General features: G+C 71.8%; 13 protein-coding genes. 6 read left to right on the top strand and 7 right to left on the bottom strand.

Annotation, left to right across the window (positions count from 1 at the left end):
• The first annotated feature begins 20 nt into the window (after positions 1-20).
• Positions 21-1439 carry an ATP-binding protein gene (locus ABT354_RS33120; protein ID WP_351500722.1) on the top strand — a complete coding sequence of 473 codons (1419 nt, stop codon included), beginning with the start codon at positions 21-23 and terminating at the stop codon, positions 1437-1439.
• On the opposite strand, the gene ABT354_RS33125 is transcribed toward ABT354_RS33120, so the two are convergent.
• Positions 1436-2134 carry a hypothetical protein gene (locus ABT354_RS33125; RefSeq protein WP_351500723.1) on the bottom strand — a complete coding sequence of 233 codons (699 nt, stop codon included), beginning with the start codon at positions 2132-2134 and terminating at the stop codon, positions 1436-1438. The genes ABT354_RS33120 and ABT354_RS33125 overlap by 4 nt on opposite strands.
• Before the next feature lie 190 nt (positions 2135-2324).
• On the opposite strand from ABT354_RS33125, the gene ABT354_RS33130 reads away from it, so the two are divergent.
• Positions 2325-3833 (top strand): HNH endonuclease, encoded by a 1509-nt coding sequence (locus ABT354_RS33130; protein WP_351500725.1) that lies wholly within the window; start codon positions 2325-2327, stop codon positions 3831-3833.
• On the opposite strand, the gene ABT354_RS33135 is transcribed toward ABT354_RS33130, so the two are convergent.
• Together ABT354_RS33135 and ABT354_RS33140 are read right to left on the bottom strand one after the other, a co-directional pair.
• Complete coding sequence (locus ABT354_RS33135; protein WP_351500727.1) at positions 3721-5619, bottom strand: stealth family protein; 1899 nt, start codon at positions 5617-5619, stop codon at positions 3721-3723. The two genes, ABT354_RS33130 and ABT354_RS33135, sit on opposite strands and share 113 nt — an antisense overlap.
• Before the next feature lie 15 nt (positions 5620-5634).
• Positions 5635-7332 carry a stealth family protein gene (locus ABT354_RS33140; protein WP_351500729.1) on the bottom strand — a complete coding sequence of 566 codons (1698 nt, stop codon included), beginning with the start codon at positions 7330-7332 and terminating at the stop codon, positions 5635-5637.
• A 227-nt stretch (positions 7333-7559) separates the two neighbouring features.
• Between ABT354_RS33140 and ABT354_RS33145 the strand changes: the two genes are divergently transcribed.
• Complete coding sequence (locus tag ABT354_RS33145) at positions 7560-7844, top strand: CopG family transcriptional regulator (protein WP_351500731.1); 285 nt, start codon at positions 7560-7562, stop codon at positions 7842-7844.
• Positions 7841-8398: a hypothetical protein gene (locus ABT354_RS33150; protein ID WP_351500733.1), complete on the top strand. Its 558-nt coding sequence runs from the start codon at positions 7841-7843 to the stop codon at positions 8396-8398. The genes ABT354_RS33145 and ABT354_RS33150 overlap by 4 nt, the downstream gene beginning before the upstream one ends.
• Positions 8399-8476: 78 nt before the next feature.
• Here ABT354_RS33150 and ABT354_RS33155 read toward each other — a convergent pair whose 3' ends face one another.
• Positions 8477-9718: a DUF418 domain-containing protein gene (locus ABT354_RS33155; RefSeq protein ID WP_351500735.1), complete on the bottom strand. Its 1242-nt coding sequence runs from the start codon at positions 9716-9718 to the stop codon at positions 8477-8479.
• A gap of 172 nt (positions 9719-9890) precedes the next feature.
• Here ABT354_RS33155 and ABT354_RS33160 point away from each other — a divergent pair, with 172 nt between their 5' ends.
• Together ABT354_RS33160 and ABT354_RS33165 are read left to right on the top strand one after the other, a co-directional pair.
• Positions 9891-10877 (top strand): PaaX family transcriptional regulator C-terminal domain-containing protein, encoded by a 987-nt coding sequence (locus ABT354_RS33160; protein WP_351500737.1) that lies wholly within the window; start codon positions 9891-9893, stop codon positions 10875-10877.
• 114 nt (positions 10878-10991) lie between these two features.
• On the top strand, positions 10992-11663 hold the full coding sequence (locus tag ABT354_RS33165; RefSeq protein ID WP_351500739.1) for a hypothetical protein: 672 nt from the start codon (positions 10992-10994) through the stop codon (positions 11661-11663).
• A 69-nt stretch (positions 11664-11732) separates the two neighbouring features.
• Here the strand turns inward: ABT354_RS33165 and ABT354_RS33170 are convergent, their stop codons facing one another.
• Genes ABT354_RS33170 through ABT354_RS33180 form a run of 3 tightly spaced genes read right to left on the bottom strand, consistent with a single transcriptional unit; the run spans position 11733 to position 14903 of the window.
• Positions 11733-13349: a hypothetical protein gene (locus ABT354_RS33170; protein WP_351500741.1), complete on the bottom strand. Its 1617-nt coding sequence runs from the start codon at positions 13347-13349 to the stop codon at positions 11733-11735.
• Positions 13327-14094, bottom strand: coding sequence for a hypothetical protein (locus ABT354_RS33175; RefSeq protein ID WP_351500743.1), 768 nt, complete (start codon positions 14092-14094; stop codon positions 13327-13329). The genes ABT354_RS33170 and ABT354_RS33175 overlap by 23 nt, the downstream gene beginning before the upstream one ends.
• Positions 14091-14903, bottom strand: a complete 813-nt coding sequence (locus ABT354_RS33180) for a hypothetical protein (RefSeq protein WP_351500745.1) — start codon at positions 14901-14903, stop codon at positions 14091-14093. Before ABT354_RS33180 ends, ABT354_RS33175 begins: the two co-directional genes overlap by 4 nt.
• Between the last annotated feature and the right edge of the window lie 288 nt (positions 14904-15191).

Consider the following 15191-nt stretch of genomic DNA (forward strand, 5'->3'; position numbering starts at 1 on the left):
ATTGCTCGCGGGAGGCTTCCATGCAGCGCTTCATCGGGCGGGATCGCGAGCTGAGCGTGCTCGACAACGCCCTGCGGTCGGTTCACGATGCCGTCGGGTCGGTAAAGCCGGGTCAGTGCATCCTCATGCGCGGTCGGCGGCGGGTCGGCAAGTCCAGCCTTGTCGAAGAGTTCCTCCGGCGCACCGAGGTGCCGTACCTGTTCTTCACCGCGGCGGGCGGCTCGGCGGAGGACGAGCTGGCGGAGTTGCTCGACGCCGCCGCCAGGTCCACGCTGCCGGAGCGGGAGCTGCTCTCGGAGGAGACTCCGGGGCAGTGGAATGCGGCGTTCAGGCTTCTCGCGGAGATCCTTCCGGACGACAGGCCCAGCGTGGTCGTCATGGACGAGGTTCCGTACCTCATGGAGCGCATCGACGCCTTCGAGGGCATGCTCCAGCGGGCATGGGACCGCCTGCTCAGCCGCAAACCCGTGCTTCTCCTCCTGGTCGGTTCCGACCTGTCGATGATGGAGGCGCTGAACAGCTACGACCGGCCCTTCCACCAGCGGGGCCGGGAAATGGTCGTGGGGCCGCTGAACCCCGCCGACATCGGGGAGATGCTCGGGCTCGCGCCGGCGGCCGCCTTCGACGCCGCCCTGGTCACCGGTGGCCTTCCGCTGATCTGCGCGGACTGGCGGCCCGGTGCCGATGTCTGGGAGTTCCTCCGGGACTCGCTGGACAACCCGATCTCGGCACTGCTGGTCTCCGCCGAGCGGTCGCTGGCGGCGGAGTTCCCGCCGCAGGCGATGAGCCGGGAAGTCCTCCGGGCCATCGGAAGCGGGGAGCGTACCTTCACCAATATCGCCCGCGCGGCAGGTGGCATCGCCCACACCACTCTCACCCGGGCCACCGATGTCCTGACCGAGAAGCGGGTGGTGGCGGCCGAGCTGCCCCTCTCGCTGAGGCCGTCGAAGGAACGCCGCTACCGCGTGGCCGATCCCTACCTCCGCTTCTGGCTCGCGTTCCTGGATCCCCACATGGCGGAGATCGAACGGATGCGAGGGGACATCACCCTGAGTCGGATCAAGGAGCAGTGGACGAGCTGGCGGGGGCGGGCGATCGAACCCCTCGTCCGGGAGTCCCTCGCCCGCCTTCTGCCGGACGGGCTGCTGCCCGGGGCCCCCGCGATCGGGGGGTACTGGACCCGTAGCAATGACATCGAGATCGACCTGGTGGGCGCGGACCGGCAGCCGGTGGCCAAGGAGCTGTTGTTCCTCGGTTCGGTCAAGTGGCTGGAGAACTCAACGTTCGACAGCCATGACCTGGCGGCGTTGCAGAAACACCGGGCCGCGATCACCGACGAGCCGGTACCTCTCGTGGCGGTCTCGCGCAACGGGGCCGTCTGTTCCGGACTCCAGGCGGTGTACGGACCCGAGGACCTGCTCGGCGCCTGGCGCAGCTAGGTGCCGCTTGCCCGCAGGGCGAGGTGGGCGGCCGGGCGGCAGGGGCGGCCTGCTTGGATGCAGCGTTGTTCGAAGTCTGCGGGGAGCCAGCCGCGGGCGAGCAGGCGCGGGTGGGCCGGGAAGGCGGTGATCGCGGCAAGGGCGAAGGCGAGGGAGGCCCAGGGGGTCCGGACGCGAACCGTCATCTGGGAATGGGAACCGCGGATGTTGATGAAGCTCGTCTGGAAGACATCGGCGGCCACCAGCTCGATGGAGTTCAACGAATTCCAGGGGAGATCGAGATCGGCGGCGTGGGCGAAGTGGAGCCTCCGCGAGGTGATGGTGACCTCGCCCGTACCGTCCACGATCCACCGGGGCTGGGCGTCACGCTCTGCCTGGCGACGGCGCGCGGAGTTGCCTATCGCCGAGCCCACCAGCGAGCCGATCACAAAGCCGGTGCTGCCGACGGCGAGGACACCGCTCTGTGTGTAGCTGCCGTCGCCGATGGATCTCCAGGTCTGACGTTGTCCTGGCCCGACGGCGAGTGCCCGTTCGCCGTGTTGCAGCCGTGCGGTCGTGGCCACCATCGGTCGGCCGGCCGCTTTCCCTTCGAGGACATCCGCGAGGATGTCGCAGGAGTACCAGAGGTACTCGTCGAACGGTGACCACAGCGGTGGGCCGGGAGACTTGGGCTGCGGTTCGGAGGGGTTGGCCACTGGCGCTCCATCGTCCCGTCAGGGGGCAAGGGCTACGGCTCCCAGTCAACCGTACGCGGACCTCGTCGTCTCGGTATTCGTCTTATCACCGCCGTGAGCGGCCGGGCACGGGGGAGGGTGGTTCCGCTGCCTTCTGTCCGGAGCCGACGGACAGAGCGGGCCCGTGGACCATCATGCGGAGGAGAACGGCATGCCCGCCGACCGAGTCATCCTGTACGGACCTCTCGGAGAGTTCGCCAGGGCGCTGAGCCCGGAGGACGCTCTGTGCGCCGAGGAGGTCTACATCGCCGCCCTCGCCGTGTGGTCCACGGCCATCGCGCCCACCGTGGAGGTCCGCTCGTTCCTTCCGGGGATACGTCCGCCGCAGGTGTGGACCGCCTTCGTGGGCGGCAAGGGCTCGTACGAGAGGCCGGAGCAGGCCGCTGTCCGCGCGCTGCGGATGGGTGGTGCCTTCACCTCGTTCGAGGAACGTGGACAGGTCACCGACGAGCGGCGCCTCTACTCGGCGGTGCACTCGGCACGCCGCCGCCCGTCGAGGGATACCTCCGCCCTGCGGAGCACGCTGCTGACCGGTTCGCCGTTCCGTTGGACCCCGGGCGGCAGGTGTCGGCTCCAGGACTATCTCAACTCCGCCCTGCAGAAGGCTTGGGACGGAAGCAACTTCTTGAGCGTCGGTACGGAGCGACGGACCGCGTTCCAGCAGGAGCAGGACCGCGTACCGCCCATGGTGGGGACTCTCTGGAGCATCTCGGATGCCGAGTGGGAGCAGCGTCCTCGCGGGCATCAGACCGACGCCTTCTACTCGCGCTTCCTCCCGTTCAGGCTTCGCGGCTTGCCCGGCGCCGGGCTGTCCGCCCCGGCGGAGCCACCCGTAGCGCTGATCGACGCCTATGTGTGGGCACTCGGCGGTCGGCGCCGGGTGGAGCTGAGTGTCGACGCCGCGAGGAAGTGGGCCCCGGTCCGGGAGCTGGAGTCGTCTCTGTCCGGCGCCCCTGACGCACAGCAGGCTGTCTTCACCCTTCGGGCCGGGGAACACGCCCTTCGCGTGGCGGCCGCACTCGCCGTCGCCGACGGGTCGTCCACCATTCGGCCGGGCATGGTCGAGGCGGCCTGGTCCGTGGTGCGGCGTTCCGTCCTCGACGCCTCGGAGCTGTCCGGATTCGCCACGGGCCCGCTCCAGGCGCCCTTCGCCCGACTGGATGCGGCGATGCGGGTCCCCTCCGGGGAGTCCGAGGAGACCGAGGAGAAAGAGCCCGGGGAGGCCGGGGAGGCTGGAGAAGCCGGGCACACCGACGATGGCTTCCCCGACACCCTGGTGGAGCGAAAAACCGCCGTGGTCCGGGCCCAGGATCGTGATTCCCGAGTCGTCCGCCAGGTCAAGGAGTGGTACGACCACACCTGTCAGATCTGCGGCACCATGATCGAGCTGCCGGTTCCGCCGTATTCCTACAGTGAGGCCGCGCACATCCAAGCACTCGGGGCTCCCCACAACGGTCCCGACCGTATCGAGAATGTCCTCTGTCTCTGCCCGAACTGCCACATCCGATTCGACCGGGGTGCCCGGTTCCTCACGGACGACCTCCGTGTCATCGACCACGTCTCGGGAAAGGACCTCGGACCTCTGAGGGTCCATCCGCGCCACCGCATTCGACTCGCCTATGTCCAGCGGCACCGGGCCCGCTGGAGTGGCGAGGGGTGAGGCGGGTGCCCCGGGGCGGGTGGGGTGGGCGGGGGGAGAGGGCCGGCGGGGGGCGGAGGGATTCGAAGCGGCTGGGGAAGGGGTACTTCCGCTCCAGGAAGGTGTGGATCGCGGCCTGGGCGGCGGGGCGGGCCGCGGCGGGGGTGTCGACGTCGTTGAGGCAGAAGAAGTCGATGTCCTCGCCGGAGGCGAGGCGGGAGAGGCGGCGGCGCATGTCGGGGGAGCCGAGTTGGACGTAGCGGAAGCGGTAGTCGGCGGCGACGGCGCGGCCGGTGGCGATGGCCCAGTGGTGGTGGAGGGTGGCGGCCGGGGCGACATCGGCGGTGGAGCGGAAGCGGGAGTAGGAGGTCTGCTCCAGCTCCTCGATGCCGAGGCTCTCCATCTCCCGCATCACCGAGAGAAGTTGGGGATGGGGGGTGTGGAGCGACTTCTGGGTGATGTGGCGGCCGTGGAAGCGCATGATCACATCGCGGGTGTTCTTGCCCGCGGAGTTGGGGGCGGGCTCCAGCGGGTGCGGGGCGCCCACGCCGAGCTTCAGGGGCGAGAGCGGGATCCGGGCGATGCCGTTGCCGTGGAAGAAGTGCTCCGCCCGCACCGGGCGGTTGATGAAGACATCGTCGTTGAAGTACAGGTAGTGCTCCGACAGCCCCGGGATGCGGTGCAGCCTGCTCTCGATGGCGTGCGAGTTGAAGACGGGAAGCGCGTCCGCCGGAAGGATGTCCCGGTGGTCGATCACGGTCAGGCCCTCCGCCTCCGGGTCCAGCCAGTCCGGGATCTGGGAGTCGGTCACCAGATAGACATGCCGGACGAACCCGGCGTACATCTCCAGTGAGCGCAGCGCGTACCTCAGCTCGTCATGGCTGGTGTAGCGGGACGCGCCGGTCTCGTGCGGGGCGATCACATCGCCGGTGAGCACCTGGTGGGCGCGGCGCTTCGCGGCCAGGGCCGGGTCGTCGCCGTCGACCCAGGTGTACACGGCGTCGACGGGGAAGAGCACATCGTCCATGCCGGGCTCGGCGAACGGGGCGAACGTCGGCACACTGCGGTGCCGGCCCGCCACCGCGGCCGGCCGCTGGGCGGCGGCCGGGAGCACCTCCGACACGGGGTTGCGGCGCGGGGCGACCAGCGCCGGGCCGAAGATGTCCGGGAGCCGGCTGCCCGGCACGGTGAGCCAGGAGGGGTCGGCGCCCGGGGCGTTGCCGAAGACCAGGCCATAGGACCAGAACTCGATGTCGCACCCCGTCTCCAGCCCGGTGAGCACCTGCCCGCCCGGGCCGAGGCGCACCACGCCGGTACGGATCACCGGGGCCTGCTTCAGCGCCCGGGGCAGCTTCCCGTCGGCCCAGAGCACCGCATTCGTCACCCTGCCGTCCGCCCCGACGGCGCCCACATATCCGACGGCGTCGGCGAGGCGCCGGGCGGCCCGGGCGAGGACCTCGGCGCGGTAGGCCTCCTCCACGCCGATGACCTGCCGCGGCGCACCGTGCCCGTGGTCGGCCGGGACCAGGAAGTAGGGGACGCCGACCTCCTCCAGCAGGGCACACACCCGTTCCAGATCGGCGTCGACGGCCTCCTCGGCGGTGTAGCCGGCGACGGTACGCCCGTACAGCCGGGTCGGCCCGAAGGTGATCCCGTGCAGCCCGGGGACGGCCGACCGCAGGCGCCGCCGGGCCCCGGTCGCGCGCAGCGCCCAGAGCCGGGCCGACAGCCAGATCCTCAGGACCACCAGAAGGTCACGGACGGCCCGCAGGATCGCGGGCACCGCGAGGCGGTGACGGATGTCCATGCCACCCATCCCCCGTCACCTCTGCTTCTCGTAAGGACTCGGGAAGGGGAAGTAGTCCTCCAGGAAGGTGTTCATCCGCACGCCGACCTGCTCCCGCTCCTCGGGCGGCACATCGACGTCGTTGAGGCAGAAGAAGTCGAAGCGGCGGGTCCGGCGCAGATCGGCCAGGCGCGCCTCGGCGTCCGGGCGGCTGATGTTCACGTACCGGAAGTTGAACTTCCCCGGCACCCCGCGCCCGGTCATCAGCGCGTACTGGTAGAGCAGCGGGGCCGTCACTGCGATGTCCTGCGGCGAGCGGAAACGGGACTCCGTGGTGCGGCGGATGTCCTCCGGGAAGAGCGACTCCAGTGTCCGCAGGGTCTCCCGCTGTTGCGGCAGCGGGGTGTGCATGAAGTTGTTCGTCGTCATCCGCCCGAACTTCTCCAACAGCAGCCGGCGGACGTTCTTGCTCGCCGAGTTGGTCGCCGTCTCCTCGGCATGCGGCTTGCCCACGCCTATCTTCAGCGGGGACACCGGGATCCGCATCAGACCACTGCCGTGGAAGAAATGCTCGGCGGTGACACGGCGGCCGACGAACACATCGTCGTTGAAGTACAGATAGTGATCCGCCAGCCCCGGGATGTGATGCAGCCGGGTCTCGATCGCATGCGAGTTGAACACCGGAAGGACACCCTCGGGGAAGATGTCGCGATGGTCGACCACCGTGATTCCCGGAGCCCGGTCGTCGAGCCAGTGCGGCTTCTGTCCATCGGTCACGATGTAGATGTGCCGGACGAAGTCGGCGTACATCGCGAGGGAGCGCAGCGAGTACTTCAGCTCGTCATGACTGGTGTAGCGGGAGGCGTTGGTCTCCTTGTCCAGGATCTCGGTGATGCCGTTCTCCTGGTACCGGGCCCGCTTGGCCCGCATGCCCGGCTCCTCGCCGTCCACCCAGGTGTAGACGACGTCGACGGGGAAGGTCACATCGTTCACGGTGGGCAGGGTGAGCGGGACGAAGCTGGGCAGCTCCCGGTCGCCGACCCGTACCGTGGCCGGCTGCTGCTCGGCGGCCGGCAGGACATCGGTGACGCCGTTCTTCCGGGGCGTCACCAGGGACTCGGCGAAGATGTCCGCGGACGCCTGCGGCTGCACCTTGGCCAGCCGCCGGGGTCCGTCGTCGGTGGCGAGGAGCTCGGCCCCGTCCTCCCAGAACTCGATGTCGCAGGCGAGTTCCAGCCCGGCGAGCAGCTGCCCGGCGGGCCCGAGGTGGTTCTCCCCGACCCGCAGGACAGGGGCGTTGAGCAGCGAGGGCGGCAGGGCGCCGTCCAGGAAGAGCGCGGGATCCTTGAGCCGTCCGCCGGGCAGCGGGCGGCCGATGAACGCCGCCGTCCCCGCGTTCCGCTCCTCCAGGGCGACGAGGAAACGCTCGCGGTCGACGGCGTGCACCCCGACGGTGTGGCGGATGCGCGACGCCGGTACGAGGAAGTAGGGGATGCCCTCCTGCTCCAGCGCGGCAACGACCAGATCGAGGTTGGCGGCGGCCGCCCCGGCGGCGCTGAAGTCGGTCACGACCCGTCCGTAGAGCTGCTGGCCGCGCACGGCGACCGGGCGGAGCGCCGCGTCCGTGGTGGCCGCCTTGCGCCGCCGCCGCATGGTGCGCAGCTGCCACACCTTTTCGGCGGCCTTCCGCTCGACGCGCGGTCGCATCCGCCGGGCAAAGGAACGCACGGTCACGTTCTGGGCTCCTCTTCCTGAACTCATGCACAATCCCTGCGTTAGCCAGACATGCGTATGCCGCAAAAGGTTGTAGAGAAATTTTTCTCCTCCGCGCAGCGAAAGAACCGCTGTTACCTGCGGACTTCGCGCCCCTACAGTTCAGCCAGGTTCACGCCATCGGTCCGACGCCCCTTCAGCACCGAGGAACGGGTAAGGCAACAGATATGCGGAGTATGGTCTTTCATATGGCAACCAAGAAGGTGACGGTGACGATCCCCGAGGATCTTCTTGAAGAGATCCGCGCGGAGACGGCCGAGCGGGGTCTGTCGGCGTACGTCGCCGACGCCCTGCGCCTGAAGCGTGACCGCGACCGGCTCAGGGAGCTGGTGAGCTGGCTGGAGGAGGAGCACGGGCCGGTCACGGCGGGCGAGCGCGCGGCGGTACGGGACGAGCTGGACGGTCTCGACGCCGAGCACAGGTGCCGTGGTGCCGGGGGGACGGCGACAGCGGGAAAGGCAGCGACGGCGTGAGCGGGGACGGGAGCCGGCCCGGGGGCGGAGACGGGGACAGGGGCGGAGACGGTGGCGGGGGCGGGGACGGTGGCCGGGGCAGGCCGGCCCGGGTCTTCGTCCTCGACTCCGAGGCCCTGTCCCTCGCGGTCGGCGGGGACCGGATGATGATCGCCCGGCTCCGGCTGGCCGCCGACGGCGAGGCCGAGGTGGTGACATCCCCGACGGCCCTGGTCGCGGCCCATGACGGCAGGACCACCGAGCAGCGCTGGGAGTGGGTCCTCTCCCGCATCGGCGTGGCCGACATCGGGAGGGACCAGGTACGGGACGCCCGCCGGCTGCTGGCCGACGCGGGGCTGCACGGCCGCGCGTACGCGATCGACGCGGTGCTCGCCGCCGTCGCACATCAGCAGAAGGGGCAGGTCACGGTCTTCACCACCACGGAAGGAGACGGGACGGAAGGAGACGGGAAGGACCCCAGGGGCGGTACGGGTACGGGGGGCGGCGACCGCGCGGGTGACCCGTACGGCGTGGAACGGCTCGTCCCCGACCGGATCGTCGTCAGGAAGGTCTGACCCGGACCCGGACCCCGGACCGGACCACGACCAGAAGCCAGGGCCGGAGCCGTACGGAACCGGCCCCGGCGCGCCCGTTCACCCCCGGGTGCGCCACGCCGGCCACGCGGCATGGGTCACCGCGCGCAGCAGCCACTCCACCGGGCCGTAGCGGTGCCGGCGCAGCCAGTGCCGGGAGGCCAATGCCTGGGCCGTGAAGAGGGCCAGCGCGATCAGGACCACGGCCGGCGGGGAGACCCGGCCGACGAGCCCGGCCCCGTAACCGGTGAAGAGCAGCGCACAGACCAGTGACTGACCCAGGTAGTTGGTGAGGGTCATCCGCCCCGCCGGGGCCAGCAGCGCGGCGGTACGGCCGAGCCGTCCCCGGTGCAGCAGCCGCAGCAGGACGGCGGCGTACGCGGCGGCGAGCAGCGGCGCGGTCACCACATCGGCGCCGAGGGCGAGCAGTTGGTACGCGGTGCCCGGGTGGGACAGGCTCGCATGCGCGTGCAGCAGCCCGCCGGCCACCCCGACGGTGAGGCCCGCCCACTGGAGGCGGCGCAGGGTCCGGTCGTGGTCGGCGACCCGGAGCAGCGCGCCGCGCCGGCCCGCCGCGAGGCCGAGCAGGAACGCGGCGAACGCGGACGGGGCCTGGAAGAAGACCAGCAGATAGGCCACCTCGGGAAGTTGCCGCAGATGGGCGCCGATCACCGATCCGGCGTCCCCGCGCAGGGCCTCGGTGTTCCGCCGGGCCGCGTCGGCGGCCTCGGCCGGGTCGAGGCCGCCGCCGCCCGCCAGGTGCAGGGCGAGGGCGAGCAGGGCGTACCCCACCGCCGTGACGACAAGGATCGATACGGCGACGCGGACGGCGGTACGGGGCCGTATGCGGTGGACCGCGAGCAGCAGCAGGCCGAGTACGGCGTAGGTGGTGAGGATGTCACCGGGGAAGAGCAGCACCGCGTGCAGCGCCCCGAGGACGAACAGCCCGGCCAGCCGCCGCAGGAACCGGGGGGCGAAGGCGGCGCCCGAGCGGGCGGCGGAGTCCAGTTGCAGCGTGAAGGCGTAGCCGAAGAGGAACGAGAAGAGCAGGAAGAACTTCGCCTCGAAGAAGGTCGTCTGGATCCAGCGGACGGCCTGGTCGAGCGGTGTGGCGAAGGCCGGGTCCGGTACGCCCACGCCCTGGTGGGCGGAGGCGAGATAGGTGATGTTCACCAGCAGGATCCCGAGGAGCGCGAAGCCCCGTACGGCGTCGAGATGGCCGATCCTGCCCGCGACCGCCCCGGGCCTGTCCCTGTCCCTGTCCCTGAACGTGCTCGTGCTCGTGCTCTCTGTCCGGCTCACTCCACTGACCCCCTGAGAATAGCTATCACTTCTCAAACGATCGACATCCATACGATCGTATTGAGTTCGTTAGACCATAGCGCAAGAGGGGCGGGCGAGGGGTCATGGCGACGGAATCCCCGCAGATCCGGGCCTCCGCCGACGGCGGAAGAGGCCGTCTATGCTCGGGGCCATGTCCGCCCCCCGCCCCGCACGGCCGGCCCGCCCCCCGTACCCCGAGGTCCCGACCCGGCTGGTGGTGCACGCCCTGGTGCGCGAGGACGGCACGGTCGACGCGGGCGAGCTGTACACCGTCGCCGGGGCCCTGGGCATGAGCGACCAGCAGGTCCGCCTCTGCGTCAAACGGCTGGTCACCGAGGGCCGCTTCACCCATGAGGGCCGGGGCCGCCGGGCCCTGCTGCGGGCGACCAACGCGGAGGTGGCGGCCCTGCTGCCCGACGCCGGCTTTGTGCGGTACGCCTACCGCCAGGACCGCGGCGACGCCCCCTGGGACGGCCTGTGGCGCCTGGTCGCCTTCGCCGTCCCCGAGTCGGCCCGCGCCGCGCGGGACGCCCTGCGGGACACCGTGGTCGCCCTGGGCGCCGCCCCCGTCCAGGGCGGGCTGTACGTCACCCCCAACCCCATCGGGCGGTACGTCGAGGAACGCGCCCGGGAGCTGGGAGTGGCGGGCTCCCTCACCCTGGCCGACAGCCGCGACCTGCGGATCGGCGGAGTGGACGAGCCCCGGGAACTCGCCGCCGCGCTCTGGCCGCTGCCGGAGATCGCGGCACGGTACGAGCGCCTTGAGGCCCTCGCCCGGACCCACCTCGCCCGCCTGGACACCCTTTCCGAGGACGGCGACGGCGACGGCGACGGCGCCGGGGACAGGGACGGGGACGGCGCCGGTACGGAGCGGCTGGCGATGGCCGTCACCCTCGCCGCGGAGTTCACCCGCGCCATGGAGCCCGATCCGCTGCTCCCGCCCGAGCTGCTCCCCGGGCCCTGGGCGGGGGAGCGCGCCCGGACCCTCGCGGACCGGTGCTGGAACCGGCTGGCCGGGGCACCGGGGGCGGGGTCACGGCCACGGCTCTTCCGGCTGTACGAGGACTCCGTACCCGAAGGGGACCCGGACCAGAATGCGGACGGGGGCGCGGACCGCAAGGCCGGAACCGGCCACTGAGCGGCCCACCGAAGCGCCCGGAACCACCGCCCATGGGCGGATCAAGTAAACGGAAGCAAAGACTCCACCCCGTCGGCGGGTGCTCCGCACAGCAATCTCCGCCATACTGCCGCCGTGGAGCAGCAGCACATAGGTCAGGGAACCCCGCTGACGAACGCGGCCGGAGTCGACCCGGCGTCCATCCCCGGGCTCGTTCCCGCCCGCCCCGAGCAGGGCGGTGCGGCGAAGGAGCCGGCGAAGGCGCGGGAGGCGCCGGAGGACCGGGACTCCCCGGAGATCCCGCCGGGCGCCGCGGAGACGACGGCGGTGGACGACAGCGGTCCAGAGGACGAGAGCCCCGAGGGGGAGGTGGCCGGTAAGCAGCGAGAGACCGACGACGGGCCCGTGTTCGAGGTGAGCGACCGGCGCGGCGCGATCGTCGCCGACGCGACCGGGATCACCTTCCGGCTGGACACCGAGGAAGCGGAGTTCCGCTGGGCGGAGATCAAGGCGGTCGAGATCGACACCCCGCGCTTCGGCAAGCGGTTCGGTGTCACCGTCTACACCTCCCCGCAGCGCTGGTTCGACAACGACGTGGAGGCCTCCAGCCGGAGCCTGCTCAAGGAGTGGGCGGCCGAGCTGGACGCCGTCCTCGACGTCCGTTTCGACACCGGCGGCCCGAAGGGCGACACGGCCGAGAAGGCCGAGAAGCCCGACAACGCCGCCGGCAAGGCTGAGAAGCCTGAGAACACCGACAAGCCCGGGAACACCGACAAGGCCGAGAAGGCCGACGCGGCGAAGGACTAGCCAGTCACGCCGGCGCTCCGGGCCGCCCCTCCCTGGGGTCGCCCGGAGCACCGGCGGGTCCGTCGCGCCTCACCCCCGTACGGCCGTGGCCTCCTCCGTGTCCGCGCCGGACCCCTCCTGCGGGGATACCGGAACGGTCCGCTCCGGCGCCTCCGGCAGCAACGGCCACACGCGGGCCAGCCGGGCCGCCGCCTCCGTGATCGCCGGGTCGCCGCCCGCCAGCGTCACCCCGTCGAGATAGGCCGCCGCGGCCGACTCGTACAGACTCCCGACCGCGTTCCGGCGCGCGTCCCGCGCCGCCCGCCGCTCCGCGTTCCGCGCCTCCAGCGACACCAGGGCCTCCCTGGCCCGCTCCGCGCCCAGCCGGTCCGCCGCCATCGTGCGCTCCAGGGCCCGCAGCCGCTCCACGAGATGGCGGTACGAGGCCAGATACGGATGCTCGTCGGCCAGCCCGACCAGAAACGCGATCCCGCCGGAGAGCAGCAGCAGGGCGATGAACATCACCGAGACACTGCCCTCCGACAGCTCCAGGGAGTCGATCGTGCTGGACCCCGGGTACTCCTTGCCATTGATGATCACCGGCGGCGGATCGGCGAAGATCAGCGCGGCCCGCATCCGCCCCAGCATCCAGGCCCCGTACCCCCAGGCCACCATGATCCCCAGCGCGGGCAGGGCCGAGAACTTGATCGCCCCGGTCGCCCCCCGGCCCCGCAGGACCCGCCCCGCGAAGTGGGGGGCGAGGATCATCACGGTCGCGACCGCGAGGGTCAGACTGACCGAGAGCGTCCGGGCGACATCCGGGGCGTCGCCGTCGTGGAGCCGGCGGAACACCACGTAGTACACGGGGATCTCCACCAGGGCCAGCAGCGCCAGCAGGCCGATCCGGCCGGTCCGGGACATCCCGGGGCGGGCGGTCGCCCCCTCCCACGCGGCCCGGGTGGCGGCGGACGGAGCCGTCCGCCCACCGGCCCGGTCCTGCGCGCCCCGACCGGTCTCGGGGACCGCCTGCCAGCGCGGGGACCCGCCCCGGGAAGGTTCCGGCGGGGAGCCCTCCGGCGGCAGCCCGGCCCGGCGTCTGCGGCGCTCGTACCGGTCCATCAGGGTGTCCCGGAAGGCGTGCCAGCGGTCCGCCCGCCGGGCCAGCCGGTCGAGCTGGGCGATCACCACCGCCAGCCGCTCCAGCAGCCGGGCCCGCCGTTCCTCCGCCCTGGTCAGCCGCTCGTCGGCGGCGGTGACGGCGGCCCGCAGCCGGCTCGCCTCCAGCGCCGCGTCGTCCTCGGCCAGCGCCGCGGCCACGGCCAGCCGGTCCCGTACCCGCTCCCGCTGGTGCGCGAGACCCGCGAAGTAGGGCACCTGGTCCGCGCCGGCCAGCACCCACGGGTCGTAGACGCCCTTGCCCGCCGCCTCCTGGCCGTGCTTCCTGGCCCGCTGGACCAGCCGGTGCTCACCGCTCTCCCGTACGGCGGCGGACTCGACCGGGGAGGGCCGGGGCAGCGTTCCGTCGGGGAAGGGGGCACCGGCCCGGGGCCGGTCGCGGCGGGGTCCGCGCCCACCGCTCCGATCACGCTCCCGGCGGGCCCGGCCCGGGTCCCCGCTCCGCTCCCGGCGCGGGCCGCGCAGCCACCGCCCCAGCGGTCCGGAACGGCCGTCGCCGGAGTCGTCCCTAGCGATAGGTGGTGTGGACATCGGCGCCCAGCCTCCCCTCCAGCAGCGCGGTCCAGAAGGCGTCGAAGTGGCGGTACGAGGAAGGATCCGCGCCGTACTTCATGCCGTAGCCCACGGGGTAGACGTCCATGCCCTTGAGCCGGGGGGTGCCGTGCGAGTCGAGCAGCCGGCCGGCCGCCGCGTCCCGCTTCTTCTCCGTGGTCAGATCCTCGTCATCGATCCGGAACTCGTCGTCGCGCTGCTGGAAGTCGCTCACCACCAGGACGGCGTAGGAGCCCTTGCCGTCGTCGGGCCGGTGGATGGTGATCCGGTCCAGGGCGCCGAGCACATCGGATCCGGGCCGGTCGCCCTTGGCGCAGGCGAGCATCTTCTTCGCCTCCCTCATCGCGTCCTCGCGCAGCCTGCCGCGGAAGTGCTCGCGGTCCTGGGAGGCGGGCAGATCGGGGTCCAGCTCCATCTGGTTGGCCTGGCACTTGGAGGAGCGGGAGGCCCGGGTGATCGGCCCGAAGGAGAGCGTGCCGCAGCCGGTGTCGGTGAGGAAGCGGTCCAGGCTGTCCTTGAGTTTGGCGTCGGCGTCGAACCCCTTCCGGTCCTTGCCCCCGGAGCCGGATCCGTCGAGCACCACACCGCAGGCCAGGGTGTGGCGCTTCACTTCCTCCTCCTCCAGGAGTCCACAGCCGGCCAGGGCCGGGAGCAGGGCCAGCGAACCGGCCAGGGCGAGGGCGGCCCCCTTCATGGACCCGGCACGGGGCCTCGTACCGCTCATGCCGACCGCCTCCTTTCGGTACGGGCCGCACCGGCACCCGCACCCGCACCCGATCCGGCTCCTGCTCCTGCTCCTGCTCCGGCAGCCGCTCCCTGTGGCCGGGACGCGGAACCCTGCGGCCGGGGTACGGAGCCCCGCGGCCGGGGCGGGGAGTCCTGCGGCGGCCGGGGCGGGGAGTCCTGGCGGTCGAGCAGCCACAGCGCCCGCGAGGTCGCGGTGGCGCCCGTCGTGTCGTCGTCCAGCAGCCATACATCGGGGTGCCGCCAGGTGGAGTCCAGCTCCACCCGGCCGGGCAGCCACTCGGGGACCGGCCGCCGCTCCACCAGCCCCAGGGTCTCGTGCTCGGCCAGCACCCCGCCCCAGTAGCAGGCGAGTAGCTGATTGGCGCGGTCGACCACCGCCTGGGCATGGGCCCGGCACAGATCGGTCCGGGTACGCCACTCCGCGACCCAGCGGCCGTAGCGGGCCAGGGCGGCGGGCATCGGCTCCCGGCGGATGTCGTACTGGGTGATCACCCGTACGGACTCGGCGCGCAGCACGGCGATCCGGTTCCGCTCGCGCCGGATCAGCGCGGCCCGCATCTGCTCGGTGCTGCGGCGGGCGCCCATCCGGATCGCGGTGACATAGGGGGTCACCAGCAGGTGGTCGGTCTCGGCGAGGCCGATGACCAGGGGTTCGCCGTCGTGGTGGGGCAGTCGGGGGATGCCCCGGGCGCCGTCCCGCCGGCCGCGCCGCCCGGCGAGCAGCCCTGCGGTACGGCCGAGCCTGCCACGGCGGGCCACCCCATTGACGTTGTCAGTTCTGATCATGAATTTGCTTCCCCCGCATTCCTCCGGACACCGGAATTGCCGCGCCGGACGAGGTTTCACATTTCCCGCGCATGCCGAATGGATTCCCTCCCCGGCACTGCCGCCCCTCGTTCGCTCGTACGGGCGTCACGGGTCCGGTGAACCACGCACCGGTCGAGGGGAACAGTACCGAAGCCACTCCCTCTCCGTACCCGGAAAGAGTCTCTTTGCCGGGGGTCCCCCGAAGCCGACCGGAAGCCGCCCGGGAAACGCCCCGGCGGGTCCGTGACACAAGGTCATACTGAAATC

Source organism: Streptomyces sp. NPDC000594, assembly GCF_040299965.1.
In the GTDB taxonomy this organism is placed as follows: Bacteria; Actinomycetota; Actinomycetes; order Streptomycetales; family Streptomycetaceae; genus Streptomyces.